Origin of the sequence: uncultured Cocleimonas sp., from assembly GCF_947495625.1 — a bacterium.
Lineage (GTDB): Bacteria > Pseudomonadota > Gammaproteobacteria > Thiotrichales > Thiotrichaceae > Cocleimonas.
Genome location: NZ_CANLZW010000030.1, coordinates 39,847 through 60,482 on the forward strand (window position 1 = coordinate 39,847; position 20,636 = coordinate 60,482).

The following is a 20,636-nucleotide window of genomic DNA, read 5'->3' on the forward strand; positions in this document are numbered from 1 at the left end:
CTAAGTTAAGCAGCCCTATTTAAGCTGAAACACCGGATCTAAAATTAACGCACGCACCATGCGTCGTTTTCCCGGGGTAGTGGGCAAAGGTAAAACAGGTGCTAATGGTAATAACCATTGAACAACTTCTGATCCTGTTGTTTTTGGTAAATATGACTGTACCTTTGCCGATTCACGACTATGTCGCGTTAGTTTATTGAGTAATGAGGTACGCACTAATAATGTTTGCGTATCAATCCAGTCATTACCGCCTGACCAACCCTTTACTGTTGGCGGATCAAATAAGTCCTGTCCTAAGAGTTGTGAAATGTGCACAAGTTCCGTATCGGGTAATTTTGGGAAAGGTAACGCGCGTAATGTGCCTACCAGCAGATCAATAGGTGACTTGGTTAAAGTCCCTTTATAACGAGGAGACCAGAAGGCTTCACTATTAAGCACTTCAGAATATAGCGTTCTGATATTGTAATTTGATTTTCTAAACGCAGCTCCCCAGTTTCGGATATATCGGTAATCTGGAGCTGTATCGCTGACAAACTCTTTCCAGAATTTTTCTGCAATGTATTCGGCAGTTCTTGGTTTTTCTAAAATAATATCGATGATTTGATCACCAGAGAAAGAGCCTCGTCGTCCCATAAAAGTCACAGGTCGAGCATCATGCTGTCTGGCATCATAAACATAGGTGCCGTTATTACGATTTACACCCCAGCCGGTAAAAGCGATGGCTGCAGCCTTGATGTCATTTTCGTTGTAATGCCCTCTGCCTAGCGTAAATAATTCGAGCAATTCTCTGGCAAAGTTTTCATTTGGACTGCCTTTGACATTCTCAGAGCCATCCAGATAGATAAGCATGGCAGGATCACGGGCAACTTTATGTAACAATGTTCGGAAGTTACCCATTGCGTTGTCACGCAGTAATTTGTTCTGATTTAACATCAGATTAGGCTGTTCAACTTTTTCTAGTGAAGAGGTGAAGTGGTTATGCCAGAACAATGTCATGTGTTCGTTAACAGGTGTATCTGTTTTCAAGAGATGCAGCATCCACCAGCGTTTCAGCGTTTCACCTTCTCGCATCATCATTTTTCGGGCTTGTTTTTTCCCTGCGCCATTGCGCATACGCATGCGATTGACATTAGCCCACGGTGTTAATCTTGGTGATGGGGGTGTTTTTGTGGCAGACGGAGACAGCAGAATGCTAATGGCTTCCGCTCGGGTTTTACCTTCTAACGCTTTTACGTCACCCCACTCTTGCCCTAAAGCAGTCCGTGTCACTAGATGCCGTGTGTCTGAGAAACTCAGCCTTCCCATTCCATTACCCTACCTAAACTACCCCGCAGTGCCTATAAGTACCACTAAGTTTTTATTATTATTTGAGTCTTGAGCCCAATATACACTCTGCTTTATGAAGAGATTATGAACGATTTTTTGAATCATAAATCTCCCCGACAAGCGGTACTATAGGGCCGACAGTATACCTACACTTATTTTGGAATCAAGGTATGAACATTGATGTAGATCACAAGGAAGTTGCAAAGCTGGAGGAAACACTCAATGATTTCAAACAGGAGTGGGAAGATATACAAAACAAACGCTCACACACATGGCGCAAATACTTTGTTATTTGTTTTATAGCTGCTCTACTAGTCTCTTTATTAATCCCATCACTATGGTGGTGCGGGATCTTTGTCATTGGTTATTTTGCGGGGTCACTATTTGCCATGTTAAGGCAAAATGCCAAAACAAGTTCGCAAATAACAGAACACCAGCAACAGCTTAAACTGGTTAAGCTGTTGCGCAATTTCGAGACTTCACCTTTTTCTGAAAGGTGAATTAAAACCTCAATTTAAATGAGGCCATATCGTTTCGCGCTTTTTACAGCCGCTGTTCGATTAGATACTTTTAAGTGTTTGAACAAATCATGCACGTGAGCCTTTACGGTATTGGCTGAGATATTTAACTCACTGGCAATCTGTTTATTGAGTAATCCTTGAGACAATAAATAGAGAACCTCTTGTTGTCTTGTGGTTACATGGCCATGAATCTCTGTATTTTCAGGCAAAGGTTTAGATAAGTAAGATTGACCACATAACAATTTCTGGACTGCTTCCAACATGACTTCAATTCGACTGCATTTAGAAATGAAACCTAATGCACCTTTTTCCATAGCCATCGTTGCAATGGTTGGAGAATCATTGGCTGAGACAATCAAAACAGGTATTTTACTATCCATTGTATTTAAATACTCAAATAGTCGAAAACCTCTGACTCCATCTATATTTATATCTAGCAAAATTAAATCGGGTTTACCATTATCTCGAATAAAAGCATAACCGTTATCTACATTGTCTACACATGCTACCTGATTCGATTCATCATAATTCTCTATAAGATTCTTCACTCCTTCAGCAAATAGAATCTGATCATCTATAATTAATATTTTCATCTGCGCTCCCTAGATCTTCCTTAAGCACCCCCTATGCTCATTTTTGATCGATTAATCTCCATAACTCTTCTTTTGCAGTTTTTGGCCCTTTTTTTAATTTACTAAACTGTCTTGAATACAATATACATAAGCCTTTTCAAAATTTTGTGACAAAAGTCACAAAAAAAATCAATCTTTAATTAATTGTTATACTACATATTAGCAATTCCAAATATAGTAACGAATAAGGGGTATTATTAATGCACAACACCTTGTATAATCGCGCGCCTCGGTTAATTGTGAATAAATAACCCTCCTTATATAAAACAGAGACTTTTGTCGTGATAGAAAATTTAAGAAATATTGCCATTATCGCCCATGTTGATCATGGTAAAACAACGTTGGTTGATAAATTGCTAGAGCAATCTGGCACTCTTGGTGATCGCGCTAATGTCTCTGAGCGAATGATGGACTCGAATGCCATCGAGCAAGAACGCGGTATTACCATCCTTGCAAAAAACACTGCCCTTAAATGGAAAGATTACCGAATTAACATTGTAGACACACCCGGCCATGCCGATTTTGGTGGTGAAGTTGAACGTGTTTTATCGATGGTTGATTCTGTATTGCTTCTTGTTGACGCAGTTGATGGCCCAATGCCTCAGACTCGCTTTGTAACATCTAAAGCATTCGCAATGGGCTTTAAGCCGATTGTTGTTATCAATAAAATTGACCGTCCTGGCGCACGTCCTGATTGGGCACTTGACCAAACTTTCGATTTATTCGATAAATTGGGCGCGACAGATGAGCAACTCGACTTCCCAGTAGTCTATGCATCAGCGATTAATGGCTATGCTGGTATGGAAGACACAGTTGATAGTGGCGATATGACACCTCTATTCCAGACTATTGTTGATAGTGTAAGTCATCCAGATGTTGATCCAGACGCTCCTTTCCAAATGCAGGTTTCTCAGCTGGACTACAACTCATACACTGGATTGATCGGTATTGGTCGAATCAAACAAGGTAAAATCAAAAAGAATTCAGCGGTTAAAGTTATCGATGCTGAAGGTAAGATTCGTAGCGGTCGTATTCTTCAGCCAATGGGCTTCAATGGTCTTGATCGCGTTGATGTAGACACAGCACAAGCTGGAGACATCATAGCCTTCACTGGAATGGACAAACTACATATTTCAGACACTTTATGTGACCCTGATAACGTTGTAGCGCTTCCTGCAATGACTGTAGATGAGCCAACAGTAAGCATGACTTTTCAGGTAAATAACTCACCGTTTGCTGGTAAAGAGGGTAAATACGTTACTTCTCGTAATATCCAGGAACGTCTTGATGAAGAGCTTTTACACAACGTTGCTTTACGTGTTGAGCCAGGTGACGATATTGATAAATTCAGAGTATCGGGTCGTGGTGAATTACATTTAGGTATCTTGATTGAGAACATGCGTCGTGAAGGTTTCGAAGTAGCTGTTTCTCGTCCTGAAGTTGTTGTACGTGGCGAAGGCGATAGCCGTGAAGAGCCTTATGAGAACTTGACGATAGATATCGAAGAGACTCATCAAGGTAGCATCATGGAAAAGATGGGCGAACGTAAAGGCGCTCTTCAGAACATGGAAACTGATGGCAAAGGACGTATTCGTCTTGAGTATGTTATTCCATCACGTGGCTTGATTGGCTTCCAAACAGAATTCATGACATTAACATCTGGTACTGGCTTGATGTATCACTCTTTTGATCACTATGGTCCTTTCATTAAAGAAGAGATTGGTCAACGAAGTAGTGGTGTATTGGTTTCTAACGCAACCGGTAAAGCATTAGCATTTGCAATCTTCAACCTTCAAGAGCGCGGTAAGATGTTTATCGACCACGCACAAGAAGTTTACGAAGGTCAGGTAGTTGGAATTCACAGTCGTGATAATGACTTAGTTGTTAACCCTCTTAAGGCAAAACAATTAAATAATATCCGTGCTGCGGGTACTGATGAAAACTTGATTCTAGTTAAGCCTATCAAATTTACACTTGAGCAAGCATTAGAGTTTGTTGATGATGATGAGCTTGTAGAAATCACACCAGAGAGCATTCGTATTCGTAAGAAAGTACTTAATGAAAGCTTACGCAAAGCGGCGACTCGTTCTTCAAAGTAAGTGATTCATTAAAAATTTCATACTCTACTAAATAGAATATGGAAATTAAGTTTTAAAGGATATACACCTCCCCACTTACAGGCCTTTTTTATTGCCTTTAAGTGGGGTTTTCGTATTAACAATACCTATTTATAAAAATACTATTTATGTAAATTTGTATTCGTACTATGATCTGATCTTTTGGGCTTCCGTCTATGTTTAAGATCCTACTCCCTTCACTTTTAACTCCTATTGTTTTTCTCTCAACACTATTTTCTCAACCCGCCTTTTCACATGGGGCTCATTATGAGGTTCAATTAAAGAGTGAGCTTCAAGTTAATACAGATGACCTTATCAGTAGTGTAGGCATGATTTGGGTTTATGATCCAATAGTCAGTGCAAATATGTTAAAAGACGATTCTGATTTAAAGAAGCTAGAGGAGTCTATACATAGTAATCTTGAGCGTTTCAAATTTTTCACTAAGATTACTGCAGATGATAAAGCGCTTGCGATAGGCAAAGCACAAAATTTCAAACTAGAAGAGACAAAAGATGGAGATGTAATTAATTTACAAATTAGTTTTACTTTGCCATTTGCAACACCACCTAAACTAAACAGCGTTAAAAAAATCGATTTTGATTATGCTGACCCTACCGCAACGGCCATTTTATATTATGAAAACCCTCAAGATCTAAGTCTTGGTTTTGGACTTAAAGATAAATGTAAAACTAACCTTACAGAGAAGCCAAGTTTTAAAGAAGGTGAGTTTCCTCAGATCGTTACCATATCCTGTAATTGATTTAATCTCATTACATTTTAATTCAGTTAAGCAAATTTTCAGCTACTCATAACGATAACCGACCCCATGTACCGTTTTAATTAAGACGGGTTCTGTGGGGTTGTCTTCAATGAGCTTACGTAATTTAGAAATATGTTGATCAAGCGTTCTGCTATTCGGCATATGATCATACCCCCAGCATTCATTAAACAATTGATCACGTGTAACCACTACACCCTGATGATTTGAAAGGGTCTGTAATACTTTTATCTCACGCAAACTCAAATCGATAAAACCATCTTCCTTTTTTGCTCTTAATTCATTTGGGTAGATTTCTAACTCACCAAAAAGGAAACTGTTTTGCTCAGTTGGGGTGTTATTTGTTTTTAGATAGCGACGAGTGATTGCCCGAATTCTTGCTACGACTTCACGAGTACCGAAAGGCTTACTAATATAATCATCGGCACCTAACTCCAGACCAATCACTCGATCTATTTCTTCTGATTTAGCGCTCAAGAATATGATTGGAACATCAGCATCCATACTTCTAATTTCTCGACAAACTGCATAGCCATCCATCTCCGGCATCATGATATCCAGAATCACGAATTGCGGTTTATGTTGCTTAAAACGTTCGAGTGCAATTTTGCCATTTTCTGCCGCATCAATCTCATAGCCTTCTTGCGAGAGTAAGTCATTTAAGCCTTGTCGAATATTATGATCATCTTCTGCGATTAGTATTTTCATGATTATTTCTACCCTGCCTGTTTTACCCAGTTTTATTTTGTCTTGTTATTTACTTAGTAGGTATACGTAATTCAAAGCAAGCGCCTTGACTCACTTCAATATATTCTAAAGAACCACCCAAATGTTGAGCTTGTTGTCGGGCGATCGTCAGACCAATACCAGTACCGCTAACACCCTCTGTTATCTTGTCATTGATGCGATAGAATGGTTTGAAGATATGTTTACGCTCGCTCTTTGAAATCCCGTCACCGTAATCTCTAACTGATAAGTGATACTGGCCATTCTTTATTTCACTTTTTATAGTTAAACGTTTGCCTGAAGCAGCATACTTTTCAACATTGCTTAATAGATTATTCAAGATTTGTTCTAAGATATCTGGATCGCTTGTTATTTCTTGATCGGCCTTCAAAGCTAACTCTAAACTAATCTGCTTCGCTTCTAAACTAGGTGCAAAATGCTCAATAGATTGTTGTATAACATCATCTGGGTAAATTTCACGCTTATGAATTCTCGGTGCTCTTGAGAAATTCAGAACATTTGAGATGAGACGAGATAATCGTTTACTCTCATCGGTAATGACTTGGACATAGCGTTTAGGTTGCTCTTCATCTTCGATCTGTTCTTCTAAAAGCTCTGCATACATTCTGATATTAGTCAGCGGTGTTTTAAGCTCGTGAGATACCTGACTGACAAACTGCACACGTTGCTCAGCCAAACGCATCTCGCGCGTTTGTTCCCGATATAAAAACCACGCCAAAGCAGATATCAAAAAAGCAAAACCTAGAAAGGTAAGTAACAAGGTATATCGAGATAAAGAAGACTGATTAAACGGCTCTCCATGATATTCAAGAGCCCAGCTAGAAAGTGGGTAACTCAAAGGACGCCTTTGTTGAGGAACATCTTTAGAAGTACTTAATTCATAATTGCCCCATTGATAAACCACTTGCCCAGCGGTATCCAATAAACGTAAACGAAAATCACTGCTTTCATCACCCGGAACGGTATCTGGCAGGCGGCTAATCAAATCAGCCTTTACACGCACCGGTTCCATCTCTACACCGACAATTATGCCGTTGTCTTTCTGCTGCCAAAAGATCAAATTAGAATCGCTTCCCCAGTGCCACATATACCAACCTTGCCGATTAGCCTTGTTACTATTTTTGAGGGCAGCTGTTCTACTCTTAGACCTTTCAACAATCTTGCTAGGCGCAGATTTTGCTAATGGTGCCATTTCTGCTTGCTCATTCATTTGAACACCCGCTTCATTTTCTGCTTGCGCAATCGCATCACTACTCACATTTGAAGATGACGATAAAGAAGGTGATAAAGAAGGGAGAGAAGAAGTGTTATAGGAAGAAGCTGATGGAGAGATAGTACGAGAATTCTTTTTTGTAAGTGCCGCTATTTGCGGTGATGTTGAATCACCAAGTTCTATTTGATTACTTCGGTTTGTTATCAACATTTGAGGATCACGCCAAATCAATTCCAACCTATCTACAAAGGTTTGCTCTGATTGCGTTACTGCAGCATTTCTAGGAGGGAATTGGCGTTTGTTTTGAGCATCGATAACAAATATTTGGCGGATATTCCCATTATCATCAATGCGCTTTCTAATCTGATCATTGCCCAAGTTCCATTGCTGGATTTGCAGTCCCCACTTAATTTGCATCTCTTCAAAATAGCTTTGAATAACGGTATCTACCTGATTCAATCTGGCGCTTACCAAACTATTAAACCGTGCACTATTTAGTTGTTTATTATCTTGGTCAATTTTCCAGCCCTGCCATCCAAGCATTAGTAATGGAAGCACTACTATCAATACCAAGATGATCATTAACTTTTTATGTTTCGTGCTTTGAGGCATTAAAAAGATTTTTTCCCTTTCATTAATGTAACAGTCAAAATTAACAGTAGATTCATTATTATATAGAAAAGAAGTTAGAAAAAACGAGATCCATACTTTATGGACCCCGTTCACTTTAATATCTATTAATAAGATTGCTGCTTATCTAACTTGTACTGTTTTGCTTTGAATGACTTACGATTCTTATTCCATTCTTTCTCTTCCACAATCACTTCTGCATCCTGGCTGATTGATGAACTAAAAGAATTTAATATGCCAGCCTCAGATCCACCCAGCATTTCTGCTTTACGCTTTATTACACGCGCACTTCCTTTCAATACTTCCTGCGCTTCTTTTAACTGACCTTGATCGCGTAAACGTAATGCCTTCTTGCTCGCTTCGTTTGCTACTTGTTTAGTCGCTGTCACTTCAACACTTCGGTTTAAAGCACGCTTCACATCATCTTGAGACGCGCTATAAGCGATCTGCATATTATCCGCGAGTCTGTCTTGCTTTTTACTCTGCATATTCTGATAAGCCACACTCACATCGGCTAACGATACTTGCTGTTTTGCTTTACCTGCAGGTACTTCAACTTCTATTAAGACGAACTTTTCCTGTTCACTATAAAGCTGGCTCATATTAGTTTTTACGGTTTGACCTAAAATGGTTCCGTCGCGACCTAGAATTCGAATCGGTCTGATACCATTTTTACACTGAATTATTATTTCTACATCTTGGGCAACGACTGATAACACATCACCAAATTCGTATTTGAATATCTTTTCCAGATCTTCTGCGTCTTTAACGAAAGCATGATTTCCATCGCTAAAACCGGCAAGGTTTGCCATTAAGTCTTCGTTATATCCAGTGCCTAAGCCAATCGTTGTTACAGTAATACCATCTTTACTTAACGATGCGCCTAAATCACCTAATTGGCTTGGTGAACTTGGGCCAACATTAGCCTGACCATCTGATAATAAAATAACGCGATTAACACGATCCTTATCTAAAAACTTGCGAATTTCTGCTGCACCTTTACTAACACCTGCAAACAATGCGGTTTTCCCGTTAGAGCGCATTCTGTCGATCGCTTTATTAATTGCTCTTTTATCGCTTACTTTGGTTGCTGGTACCAGTACGTTTACGGTTGAGTCATAACTTATAATTGAAATAATATCGTTTTCATTTAACAGGTTGACTGCCATACGTGCCGCTTGTTTAGCGCTTTGTAACTTCTCACCGCTCATCGAACCAGATTTATCTAATACGATGGCGATATTTGCAGGTGTACGATCAGATTCGTTGTCTAATTTAAAACCTGTGAGCGCAATCTTCAGGAAAGTGGTTTGTTTTCGACCGGCTTCAATTACTGGGCTTCCTAGCTCTGCTCGTAACTCAACCTGTTTTGCGTGTGCAGATGTCATTGCCAGAGCACTTCCCAGTAGGGTGCACGATGCCATACCAACAGCACTCAATAGTTTTTTCCAATATGGTTTCATATTATTCCCTGTCATCTTGTCCTACCTTTATTTCTTGTTTGTGGAAAAGTGACTTTAATGGAGACAGAACAATCATAAGTGAAAACGGTGTATACACTTTGTAAAAATATTGTAAAAAGGTCTCTTGTAGCTTGTACAATGAAAGCATGAAATATACTACATCAATACAAAACCTATTATTTCGAAATGTCTCTTTACTACTTCTTGTGATGTTTGGTTTTACAGCTTGTTCCCATAATGCTGCAACCAATAAGACCAGTAAACATTCAACACAAAAGACTTTGTCGCAGTCTGAGCATGACAAGCAGATTCGTATTTTAGATTTGAAAGCTATTCAGCCTTTAGATTCATTTTCAAACAAGCTCGGGCAATATCGCGTTATTTTTGTCGGCGAATCACATACTGATTACGGGCATCATCTCAACCAACTGGCTATCATCAAAAAAACCCATCAAAAGTGGGGTGACTTAAGCATTGGATTAGAGATGGTTCAACGACCTTTTCAAGCAGCGCTGGATGATTATATCGCAGGTCGAATTAATGAACTTCAGATGCTAAGAAAAGTAGAATGGTATAAACGCTGGAAATACGATTTCCGTTTATATCGACCGATCTTTGATTACGCAAAAGCCAATAAAATCCCATTGATTGCTTTAAATATTCCCTATGAAGTTACTAAACGGGTATCAAAAGATGGCATTAAGGGACTTTCTAACAAAGATCGTGCTCTTTTACCAAAAACACTTGATAGATCCAATAAGGATTATGAAGCGCGTTTAAAGTCAGTTTATTCAATGCATTCTCATGGAGTAAACAATAACAGCAAAGCTTTTGAGAACTTCTACGATGCACAGTTAGCCTGGGATGAAGGAATGGCCTTTGCAGCTTCTAAATATCTAAAAAAAGACTCAAAACGAAAAATGATAGTGATTGCAGGAAGCGGTCATGTAATCAACCGAGAAGGAATTCCCGCCAGATTAGATCGATTGCTAGGTCAACAGATGGGAAAACACTCAGCAGTAATTTTAAGTAAAAGTAGTATTGATAACATGAGTGACAAGGGAGAGCAGCCGTCCTCTAAAAACGCAGATTATTTACTGTATTCACCAGACGTTAAATTACCACCAGCAGGACTCATCGGCATTAGTATGGATGATAGTAAGAAAGGTGTGAAAGTAGGTTCAGTGATAAAAAAAGGTGCCGCAGAAAAAGCAGGTATCAAAGCGAATGATGTGATTGTCGCTATTAATAATCAAACGATTAAAGAAACAAGCGATGTCAGTTTGTGGCGTTTAGATAAAAAACCAGGCGATAAAGCGACAGTGAAATTACTAAGGAATAATAAGGTGCTTTTAAAAACGTTAGTGCTTGGTAAGCCGATGCAACAAAGCATGTTTGATTTCAGCAGGATTCATAAAAAGTAGATTAACTAATAACAAATAAGTCACCCCCCATCTTTTGGGGCATTTTTTAAAAAAATTCGTGTTTCTTAAAGTACTCAGTATTTCCGGCATGCTTCAGTAATCTAAAGCTTATATCATGCAATAGCAGTTACGATTAAGGCTGAGGATTCTTTTGAGCTTTGTTATCGTTATAGTTAATAGTGTATAGACCTGTGCGGCAACGATTGGCATATAGCCTCAGTCTTTTATCTGATGTTTCGCTGCTTTGGCGGAAACTAAACCATTCTCCGTCATAGCCTTGGCCATGTGCTTTTCCAAAGCGAGCTTCCAGCTCTTTTGCCAGCTCTTTTACCTTATTTTTGCATGTTTTCCGAAGGATTTTCTGCTGCTTCACTTTACCAGCCTGTTTACCTTTGGCAATCTCGGTCTGATATTGGTACTCACCCTGGATAGCGTAAATACTGCCATCAACCGTAGTTTTAACTGTATATTTTTGAAAACGCTGATCTGGTTTGTTGGGTTCAACCTGATATATCTTTCCTTTTAGCTTGGTGCTTTCTGCTCCTTTGTATAACTGCGGTTCTTCACTGAGTACTTTAGTAACCATGGAGTGTTCGAATTTTTTACCGAGAGGAATTCCAAATGCACCCTGAATAGTTTCGAATGTCTTTTCGGGGGTTATGGTTTTTTTAATCTCAGTAGTTGTCACTGATACTGGCTCTGGGATAGCCTGGGTCACTTCACTGTCGCTGGTCTTTGCCAACACGACTGTGGATTGTAAAATAAGCAGCGAAATTATCGTACTAGTCAATTGTGTGTTCATATGATTCTCGTGTCTAGAAAAAAACCGGGAAGAGAGTATACCTCCGCCCGGTTTTTAAGTTTAGCTTTTAAAACACATCAGACTCTATTTCAGCAATCCGATGTGCTTTGGTTCTGCGCATCACTGCGCGGGTTTAGTTCTCAGGATCCGGATCACCCGTCTGGCTAGAACCAGGCAACGTGTAAGCGTTATCTGGAGAGATGTAGTCATCCAGGTACATGACGCGGCGGAACATGGAGTCTCCGTCGATGAACTCACCGGTTTCCGAGTCTACATTGAACTGACCCCAAACACCGTATAGGAAGTCACCGCCCGCGCTGGCCGTGATACTAGCTTCTTCGGACAGAGCATCCTTGAAGCCTTCCAGTGTATCGAACTCATTACAGAATCCGGTACCTGCTGCCCAGGCTACGTCCGGATCACCATGGGCGTTACTAGGATAACAATCGGCAGCTGGATCACTTACACCAGTATCAATCTCACTCCACACTGTGAAGTGATCACCGAAGCGCTCAGCTCTACCATAAGCCAGATTCAAAGGCTCTGCTTCACCAAATTCAACCGTAGTGTTATCACCGTCTTCAAAGACCACGAAGTTGCGTGATGGGTTCAGGATATCAGTTGGGTTAATAGCCTCAAAGGTACCCCACTCAATGTTCCCAGGATCGGTTACACCTTTGGGTGGAATCCCACCAGCAGCTGTGTAGCGTGGATCAAGGATAGTGTTTTTCATTGACTTCAGCTGTGACACATTACGAGACTGCTCGGGAACACCTGCTGCATAAGCAGTACACATGTGCGTACTATTAATGGAGTCTGCATCGCGCATGGTTTCACAAGTAGTTGTACCGCTGCCACTGTAAGTCAAACCATTGCTAGCGGTAAAGCTCGTTGGAGTTGTACCCCAAGTGAGACCTCCATCGAATGAACGTCGAGTATAAAGCTCATAACGATCGTTACCTACTTTATTGAGTTTCCAGTTGGGAGACCAGGCGTAGATCATCATGATATGATTACCATCAAGGTAACCTCGATGCGCTTTAGATACCTCAAGCGGATTATACCAGGATGCATCATCCATATTGCTCATGAGCATTGCACTATCGGGCTCAGTTCCACAAGTTGCGGGATTTTGAACAGCATCACCACTGATATTTGCACCATTCCACCCCGGACATTCGTACCAGCTCACTAATTTATCGTAAGTTTTATTGTCTTCAGGATTGTTCTCTGAAGAGCAAAGTTGACCAAATGCCGCGTCATCCACACAAGTCATATCAGAAACACCAGGGCAAGAGCCATCAGCCTCACCACTAGCCTCACACTTATATGGCGTACGAGCAGATAAGTTTATCGGGGCTGACATACATAGGCCGTAAGGATAGTAAGGGTTGGAACCGTCAGTGAAATACTTCACACCTTGGTGCTCACCACCTTCACCGTCATACCAAGCACAGACCATATTATTTGCTGAGTAAGGGTTTTCCGTTCTTTCATCCACTGCGGCCATGGTAGTGACTTCTTCGTCACAAGCAGGAGGGATCGGACCTGAACAGTCTGCTGGGGCGTTTTCGACCGCTATCCAAGGACCAAACTCCAGAGAACCATCAACATCCGCCAACTGTATAGAACACGGAACTGGTCGAGTGCTGCCTGGGCCTACCGCGATCCTGAAAAGGAAATCCTCTGTGGACTCGGTCCATGCATCATCAGCATCGTAAAACCGCTGAACAATCTTATCATCGGTTACAGCGTTGTTCACACGCACCTGAGTTGTTAGATCTCCATCAAGGCCATCGACCTGTAACTCGATTCTCCCTTTCCCATTCGGCAGTAAGAAATACCGAGCGGAGTCAACGCTGGGGACATCCGCATCAACCTCGATGGGGCATGTTTCTCCGCTTCCTGTATTGACAACAAAACGACGGGTACTAATATCAGCAGGTCCACCCTGATTGACGATACCCTGTTTCCACAATGGCATTGCTACCAGTCCATTACCAGATAGAGCCTTGCTAAGCGGCTGTGACATCATACTGGTACGACGTGCAATCTCAGTATTGAAAATCAGGTAATTAAGATCAACACTATCATTTGAAAAGTCCCACATCTGCTCCGTACTCATAGGCGGATAGTAGGTTCCGGTGCGCCAGTTAACTTCAGGTTGGTTAAGCTGAGCGCCTTGAGACAGAACGTTACTCACTAGACTATACTCGACACCAACACCCGCAGAGGTATTTGGTGAACCTAGATTGAAACTAGTCCAGAACACATTTTTACCAATGTCAGCCTTTTGACAACCAGTCTCTTCATCAGGTTGCTGAGGTGGGTCAATACAAGTCTCTTCTGCAGTATCTTCCAAATTACCAAGCTCCCATTCTTCGGTATTTATAAAACCGTAGCGACCCAGACCCTTGTCCTCTTCAGATACAATCACCACCCAGGCATCATCCACAACCCCATCACCATCAGAATCGCGTGGTTGCAGATTCAATCGAGGACGACTAGCTGCATTATTGGCCAGATTAGGCATGTCACCAGCATTCATAGTGCCGTCTTTGTTCGAGTCAACGACACATACTGGATTCAGATTACCCGCGTTTCCAAAAGGAACTTCAACCGAACCTACGCACTGATTAATAATGCCATATGGAGCAGCTAAAGAATTATTACAGAAACTTGCATCTTCAGGGTCAACTGGGAATGTACAACGATCATTATTAGTTAGACGAACTGCAGACATCATAGGCACATAAGGCACTGGACGATTGGTATCGAATACTTCCTCTAAGCCATTATCAGCCAGTGGTAGTGGCTCGCCATCATTGTCAACGATATCGAAGTCTTCCCACTCAACAAAGCTGTACCAGATATCGGTTTTACTGGCAGTTGTTGCGCCAGACCAGCCCGTTCCCGGACCTTCACCTTCACCTGGGCGAACACCTTCCGGGTCTTCCTGCCAGGTAATAGCACAACCGGCACCAGCTACACAGGATGTTTCGACACGGTTTACATCACGTGCACCAGAAGTCAATCTTTCAGCCTGAAACCAGACCATTTGTGATTTACCTTCATTTACAGGATCTTCGCGCATTACACCACGTGCACTCCATAGACAACTGTAGGGTACTTCGCCTACTGGAGCAGCATCAAGCTCGTTGTAATTTGTTGAATCTTGCGAGCCCGCAGCACCAAACATATCAGTTAAGTAGAGATCGCTGGTGTTATCAACACCAAGATAAGCGGCAACTTCTTCACGAGGAAACTCACTACTCCAGACCGGGTTACCCGAAGAACAAAATTTACTATGCCAGGCGACCAGAACCTTATTACCTGCCACTGCGTGGAAGACATTAGGTACGTCACCAGGGTAGTCAGTAATCAGTGTGTTGCCACCAGTATTAGGGCCGACACACTCCTCGCTTGAGCCTTCGACTTCCAAAGCAGGCCCGAAAACACCATCGACTCCTGCTTGAATGAAACAGGGATCATCGGACAGCCTACGCTCTTTCTCGAATTCTCCCGTTTTTTGGGATCTGACTGTAAACAGATCATCCTTGGTAACGGCATTGCGGATGGTGACTTGCTCACGTTTATCCGTCTCTGTATCACCGTGGACATGAAGCTTACCACCATTGTTTTTGGCGTCCCATGAAACCTCTTCGAGTGTCGGGCCAGCAGGATCAAACTCAATCACACTGCCTTCACCTTCGGCAACACCAGGATCCTGCAATGGAGTTGAAACAGCAAAAGAACTTTTATCTGCAGAGTTGGACAGATTGGTATTTTTCCAGGTTTCGCCATCATCTAAACTCACCGCAACAAACGCATCACGTCGACCGTGACCAGAGAAACCTGAAGCCTCAGGGTTCTCAAAACCAACAACCGGGCCGTAAACGTATGCATTAATCAGGGGCTTGGCCTTGGTCTCGGTTTTAACCAACACTTCATCAATGTTTTTGTACTCAATCGGCACTAGTTCACCAGCCGCATTCTGGCTTGGCACATGAAAGTTCATCATTTTAATAAAGGCGTGTTCACCTTCGGGTTCCGGGTTTTCGGTATTTCCGGGTGAACTGGATACATTCCTTACCAGTCGTTCACCATCATCAGCATAAGCATTGAATGTGCTTAAACTTAGAGCAGTGAGAACTGTTGATAGAATAATTCTATTTTTCATTTGATTCCCTCATTCTCATTAAGTTAAAAAATATAGAAATGTAAGAACAAAAAAACCATCTTTTTACATTTCTAAATGGGCTTAATTATTTTTATACCCTGTGATAGCGCTTATATTTAAAAACAAAAGAAATGTGTTTCAAAAAAGAAAAAATAAGCGTGCGTGCAAATTACAATAACTTCAAAAAATTTAGACAGACAGTGAAAAGTTCAAAAGAAAATGAAGATTTTCAACATTCTTGATTTATATCATTACTTTTTATTTTATTAATCAACAATTGTTAATTTGCTTAAATATGGTGATTGACATTTGCTGGTTGAAGATCTCAGTATGGTACTCCTAGTGCATGAATTTACTAATTTTTTAAATATTTCGCCTTACAACAACAGTATTTTTCCTTTAATAGGGACAACATAAAACCGACATTGGATAAGGATTTTCAATGCGATAGTGCTTATAGATAAAAACTAGATAACAACGTTTTTGTTTTCATGAATGATCAATGTATCCAGACCTTTTACCTTTAAACAAAATCAGTCAGGCAGATTAAGAACAAAAAATTGGAATTCAAAATATAATTAAATATGGGAGATAAAAAAATGAAAAAATTCAAGATATTAAGTACAATTTTACTTGTTTTAGGACTTGCGGCATGTGGGGGTGGAGACAGTGAAGTCGATACAACTGAAACAAGCGATGCAACTGAATCAAGCGAAGCCACAGATGTAAATGATACTTCTGATTCAACTGATTCAACCGATACCTCTGATTCAGACGACATCGGTCCAGACTTTTCAACAACAATCCCATTCACCTGTTCTGATGTAGAAACCTTCGATGTTGGGGGAGTTGCAAATACCTCAACATCTCAATCGGGCAGCGATGGCGATATTATTTATGACTGCCTATATGACAATGTGAGTAGCAAATTCACGCTAGAAGACAGTGACAGTGGTAGTGCTATTCCCAGTTTAAATGTTGTAGATGTTACCAAAGTCGAAACTGCTGACATTAGTTGTTCTGATGGATCTTCAGCAAAAGGAAACATCACCTATAATTACAAAAGTGGCGTCGTTAATATTGCGGCAACGGTAAATGGACAGGAGATGAATTGTGAATCACATTTTACTTCGGTCTTACCGGCTACACTGACAGATCATGATTCGATCGCTACACTGCTTGAAGACTGGGGTACCGATACTGACAGAAATAATGGCGCGCAGTCTGGATTGACAAACACTAATTGCCCTCAAGATGACGGGCTTGATGATGAAATTAATCCATTATTAAGCATTTGTAAGGGCTATTTACAAGAGCAATACACGATAACTGATGATAAAGGTAAAGTGCATAAAATCGCTATTAGATCTTCCATTAATAAGTAGTAACCGAAACTGAATTTTCTTTCCGTTATTTTACAGTGAAGAAAAGAAATGCTTTGTTAGACGTAAGTCACCCCCCCTACTTTAAGGCACTATTTCCAAAAAGTGCCTTAAAGTAGGGGGGGTGACATTTTTAATTAATATAATGGCTAATTAAGCACTCGCATCAAGTCTTTCAGCATTAACGAAACTTCGCCGGTCATCAAAGAGAACTGAATATCCATATGCTCTTCGTGTGATTCTGGATCGTTATCATTTAATTCTTCTTCAAGCACATCAAGGAATTTAAGCTTTTTGATCTGTAAGTCTTCACTTAATACAAAGCTGATTTTTTCATCCCATTCCAAAGCCAGCTTCGCTGCATATTTACCCGCTTCTAAACTTTTCTGTACTTCATCCAGGGTTAGATCATGTTGCTTGAATGTTGCACTGCCTTTGTCATCGCCCTGATTTTTTAACTCACACTCAAAACCTAACTCAAAAGGCTCAGGTGTTTTAGAACTGCTTAACCATTCGGTCATAGCAACTGCTGGAGACGTTTCTGATTCTGGCAATGTCACTGGTAAAGTACCCAATGTGCTACGAAGTAATTTTGTGAATGCTTCTGCACGAGGTCCCGAAGGTGTATTTATAATCAACCAACCATTTTTAGGATCTATCCACGCATCCATTTTTTGAGTGCGTTTGAATGCTCTTGGCAACAATTCGTGCTCGATATCTTCGCGCAAATCTTTCTTTTCACGAGAACTCACTTTACGGTTTTCTTTAAGCTCGATCGCTTCTACTTTTTCATCTAAGGTTTCTTTAATCACAGATGCAGGAAGAATACGTTCCTGACGTGCCATGCTTAATAAAATATAACCATTTGATCCATGCGTGAATGAAGTTGCGTTCTTACCTAAAGGAGGAATCCAACCCGCACTTTCACGTTGAGTAGCAGAACACGGAACAAAAGGCTTCTTCGCCAATTCTTCATGCAACTCCTCTGCATTTAAGGGAAATTCTTTTTCAAAGTTATAAAGATAGAGATTTTTAAACCACATAATTTGTCCTTGTTAGCCCTTTTTTGTTTTTAAAACTGTGTTTTTAAGGGCGGGAATTATGCAGTAAATGGGATGTTGTTAATAGAAAAACTCTTAACATTCTTATTAAAAATGCCTTAAAAAGGAGGTGGAGATTCTAATATTGAAACTATTATGTATGTGTTAGTTAGTCGAGTTTTGAGACTTCTTAGATATTATCGGCATCAGAAGGAGTTGATCTAGTCTGTTATCTTTAGCTTCTCTACAGTATTCAAGACCGACCTCCATTTGAGGCAATTCGTTATAAGGTAAACGAGTTGCTGTGCCAAAAAAGTAATCGAAAATGGGAAACATGACGCAAAAATTACTATCAGTATATTTTCTCTGACTTGAATGATGCATACGATGAAAATCAGGAGTTGCTATAAATTTTCGTAAGTAAAAATCAAGTCGTTCTGGTAAAACAATATTGCTATGGCTGAAGTGTGCGATTGCGGCATGGAGAATATTAACCATTGCAATGACTATCACCGGGGCACCTAGAAAGATAATAAGTGGTGTCGCGATAAGCCCGTTAATCATAGGCTCAAGTGGATGATGGCGATGACCTGTGGTTACATCTATCTCAACATCAGAATGATGAACCGCATGGATTTTCCAAAGTAATGGGGATTTATGAAAAGCACGATGTAACCAATAGGTAATGAACTCCATCAAAAAAACAAGAAATATGAAAATGTTAATATCTGATATTTGAAAATGGCGAACAAGTGTTGTGTCAGAGTGTAGCTTTTGAATAACAAAACCTAGTCCGATTGAATAGAATAGAACAATAAAATGATTAAAAAAAGCTAGACCAATATTGTTAAACCATCTCCCAGTTTGATTTTGACTGGGGTTTCGACGAGGAATAAAACCTTCAAGTATAAAAAAAACAAACATGCCACCAAAAATGATGGCAAATTGAAGTTCGTAATAATTATTTTGAATGTAATCAGCCATTTTCAATATCTAATGAAAATAACAACAGCTCTCTATTATCTTAAAGTTTCTGGTTATAAAAGATATTCTCTGGAGAGGCCTTCCATTGATTTAAAGTAATCATTTTTAAACCGATAGATCCATAATTAACGGCGTAATGATTATCTTCTGTTTTGATCACTGTATCTTTAAATCTAGAATCATTCAGAAGATCTTGAGCCATAACACCAACTTGTGCCTCTCTAGAATTAGACACACTCGTAAGGTATTTAAAAGAATAGATCTTCAAACCATTTTCAAGAGTACGGAGATATTTGATATTTTGTTTGAGGCGTATATCTGAAACTTCAACAATAGCATCACATTGAAGGTCACAAACACTTCCATTTGAAATTTCAAGAGATTCGGTACAAGTTGACAGTGTTGGTAATGCCAAAGTTTGTGGCTTTCCTTCTAATGCTATTGTTGCGCCACAAGAATAACCTGGCGTATTAATTTTCTGAATTGTTACAGTTTGAGCATTTTGATTTTCAAAAATATTAAAACCCGGATACAAATCTACTTCGCCCGTTGTAGGACCAGTATTCAAAGGTAAAGAAGCTCCCATTAAAGCTTTGGCATCAGATACCAATTTAATCCCACTACCACCAATAGATAATGCACTAACACCAATCAACGTAATAAACATCTTTCCAGCGCCTTTCTGCTTGGCAACCCTAAAAGCAACCGCAAATAACAATAAACTAAGTGCAATAAGCATCGTGCCGCTTAACGTAGGGACTGCTGTAGCTCCCGGAATACTATAGGTCATAGTACCTATTGGATTAGGTGTACCTGCAAATACGTTTGAGGTTAAAACAAAAGATAGTGCTATGCTGAATCCAACTTTAGTAAAAAATTTTTCTCGCTTTTTCATCCTGTATCTTCCTTAAGTATTGGTTAAAATTACTGAATCAGAGACAGATAATGGAGTGATTATTTTTATATTGTTTAATTATCTTGAATACAGTCTAGCACAAACGATTTACTATAAAAAAGAAGCGCACCTTCAATTAACATAGGTATTTATTAAGAATGTTCTGGAAAAAACACCAAAAAAACATATTACTTGCGCTAATCATCATCATCGCAGCTGCAATGATTTTAAACTTATCCTACTATTTTTATGGCTCTCAAGAGTTATATCCAACTCAGGAGGAAGATGACAAAGTTAAATTGTTTAGTGGGCTCGTTTTCTTCGTTCTGTTATTGATAGAATCAGCTTTGGTGAATATATATCGAAAGCTGACTCCTTAAACTTAAACCATTCTAAAAAAACGGCTCAAAGTGGGGGGGTGACCTCACTACTGTCCCACAGTTTACCATTAGAAAGCGAACTTCATCTGAGGCTCGCTTTTCTTATGTCTGGGAGGATCTG

Annotated in this window: 16 protein-coding genes; 6 read left to right on the forward strand and 10 right to left on the reverse strand. The window is 40.1% G+C overall.

The window, feature by feature from the left end:
* Positions 1 to 15: 15 nt before the first annotated feature.
* The gene (locus tag Q1A31_RS15745; protein WP_299878851.1) at positions 16 to 1,305 is read right to left on the reverse strand and encodes a DUF1800 family protein; all 1,290 of its coding nucleotides are present in this window, start codon (positions 1,303 to 1,305) and stop codon (positions 16 to 18) included.
* A 191-nt stretch (positions 1,306 to 1,496) separates the two neighbouring features.
* Here Q1A31_RS15745 and Q1A31_RS15750 point away from each other — a divergent pair, with 191 nt between their 5' ends.
* The gene (locus Q1A31_RS15750; RefSeq protein ID WP_299878853.1) at positions 1,497 to 1,826 is read left to right on the forward strand and encodes a hypothetical protein; all 330 of its coding nucleotides are present in this window, start codon (positions 1,497 to 1,499) and stop codon (positions 1,824 to 1,826) included.
* Positions 1,827 to 1,840: 14 nt separating this feature from the next.
* Here the strand turns inward: Q1A31_RS15750 and Q1A31_RS15755 are convergent, their stop codons facing one another.
* Positions 1,841 to 2,440, reverse strand: coding sequence for a response regulator (locus tag Q1A31_RS15755; RefSeq protein ID WP_299878856.1), 600 nt, complete (start codon positions 2,438 to 2,440; stop codon positions 1,841 to 1,843).
* Positions 2,441 to 2,760: 320 nt separating this feature from the next.
* Between Q1A31_RS15755 and typA the strand changes: the two genes are divergently transcribed.
* Positions 2,761 to 4,578 (forward strand): translational GTPase TypA, encoded by a 1,818-nt coding sequence (gene typA, locus Q1A31_RS15760; protein WP_299878859.1) that lies wholly within the window; start codon positions 2,761 to 2,763, stop codon positions 4,576 to 4,578.
* 194 nt (positions 4,579 to 4,772) lie between these two features.
* Positions 4,773 to 5,357: a DUF1007 family protein gene (locus tag Q1A31_RS15765; RefSeq protein WP_299878862.1), complete on the forward strand. Its 585-nt coding sequence runs from the start codon at positions 4,773 to 4,775 to the stop codon at positions 5,355 to 5,357.
* Positions 5,358 to 5,399: 42 nt separating this feature from the next.
* Here Q1A31_RS15765 and Q1A31_RS15770 read toward each other — a convergent pair whose 3' ends face one another.
* The 3 genes from Q1A31_RS15770 to Q1A31_RS15780 all read right to left on the reverse strand — a co-directional run bounded on the left by Q1A31_RS15770 (position 5,400) and on the right by Q1A31_RS15780 (position 9,428).
* The gene (locus Q1A31_RS15770) at positions 5,400 to 6,083 is read right to left on the reverse strand and encodes a response regulator transcription factor (protein WP_299878865.1); all 684 of its coding nucleotides are present in this window, start codon (positions 6,081 to 6,083) and stop codon (positions 5,400 to 5,402) included.
* Between the two features lie 49 nt (positions 6,084 to 6,132).
* Positions 6,133 to 7,947, reverse strand: coding sequence for a cell wall metabolism sensor histidine kinase WalK (locus tag Q1A31_RS15775; RefSeq protein WP_299878868.1), 1,815 nt, complete (start codon positions 7,945 to 7,947; stop codon positions 6,133 to 6,135).
* A 125-nt stretch (positions 7,948 to 8,072) separates the two neighbouring features.
* Positions 8,073 to 9,428, reverse strand: a complete 1,356-nt coding sequence (locus tag Q1A31_RS15780) for a VWA domain-containing protein (protein ID WP_299878871.1) — start codon at positions 9,426 to 9,428, stop codon at positions 8,073 to 8,075.
* Positions 9,429 to 9,574: 146 nt separating this feature from the next.
* Here Q1A31_RS15780 and Q1A31_RS15785 point away from each other — a divergent pair, with 146 nt between their 5' ends.
* Positions 9,575 to 10,852, forward strand: coding sequence for a ChaN family lipoprotein (locus Q1A31_RS15785; protein ID WP_299878874.1), 1,278 nt, complete (start codon positions 9,575 to 9,577; stop codon positions 10,850 to 10,852).
* A gap of 133 nt (positions 10,853 to 10,985) precedes the next feature.
* Here the strand turns inward: Q1A31_RS15785 and Q1A31_RS15790 are convergent, their stop codons facing one another.
* Together Q1A31_RS15790 and Q1A31_RS15795 are read right to left on the reverse strand one after the other, a co-directional pair.
* Positions 10,986 to 11,654, reverse strand: coding sequence for a hypothetical protein (locus Q1A31_RS15790; protein ID WP_299878877.1), 669 nt, complete (start codon positions 11,652 to 11,654; stop codon positions 10,986 to 10,988).
* A 133-nt stretch (positions 11,655 to 11,787) separates the two neighbouring features.
* A complete protein-coding gene (locus tag Q1A31_RS15795) occupies positions 11,788 to 15,834 on the reverse strand; it encodes a choice-of-anchor O protein (protein ID WP_299878880.1) in 4,047 nt (1,348 codons plus the stop codon).
* Positions 15,835 to 16,433: 599 nt separating this feature from the next.
* On the opposite strand from Q1A31_RS15795, the gene Q1A31_RS15800 reads away from it, so the two are divergent.
* Positions 16,434 to 17,219 carry a hypothetical protein gene (locus Q1A31_RS15800; protein ID WP_299878883.1) on the forward strand — a complete coding sequence of 262 codons (786 nt, stop codon included), beginning with the start codon at positions 16,434 to 16,436 and terminating at the stop codon, positions 17,217 to 17,219.
* A 146-nt stretch (positions 17,220 to 17,365) separates the two neighbouring features.
* On the opposite strand, the gene Q1A31_RS15805 is transcribed toward Q1A31_RS15800, so the two are convergent.
* From Q1A31_RS15805 to Q1A31_RS15815, 3 genes are all read right to left on the reverse strand, one after another.
* Positions 17,366 to 18,259, reverse strand: a complete 894-nt coding sequence (locus Q1A31_RS15805; RefSeq protein WP_299878886.1) for a recombination-associated protein RdgC — start codon at positions 18,257 to 18,259, stop codon at positions 17,366 to 17,368.
* Between the two features lie 162 nt (positions 18,260 to 18,421).
* Positions 18,422 to 19,240, reverse strand: coding sequence for a sterol desaturase family protein (locus tag Q1A31_RS15810; RefSeq protein ID WP_299878889.1), 819 nt, complete (start codon positions 19,238 to 19,240; stop codon positions 18,422 to 18,424).
* 40 nt (positions 19,241 to 19,280) lie between these two features.
* Positions 19,281 to 20,135, reverse strand: coding sequence for a midcut-by-XrtH protein (locus tag Q1A31_RS15815; protein WP_299878892.1), 855 nt, complete (start codon positions 20,133 to 20,135; stop codon positions 19,281 to 19,283).
* Between the two features lie 158 nt (positions 20,136 to 20,293).
* Between Q1A31_RS15815 and Q1A31_RS15820 the strand changes: the two genes are divergently transcribed.
* On the forward strand, positions 20,294 to 20,515 hold the full coding sequence (locus tag Q1A31_RS15820; protein ID WP_299878895.1) for a hypothetical protein: 222 nt from the start codon (positions 20,294 to 20,296) through the stop codon (positions 20,513 to 20,515).
* Positions 20,516 to 20,636: the final 121 nt, after the last annotated feature.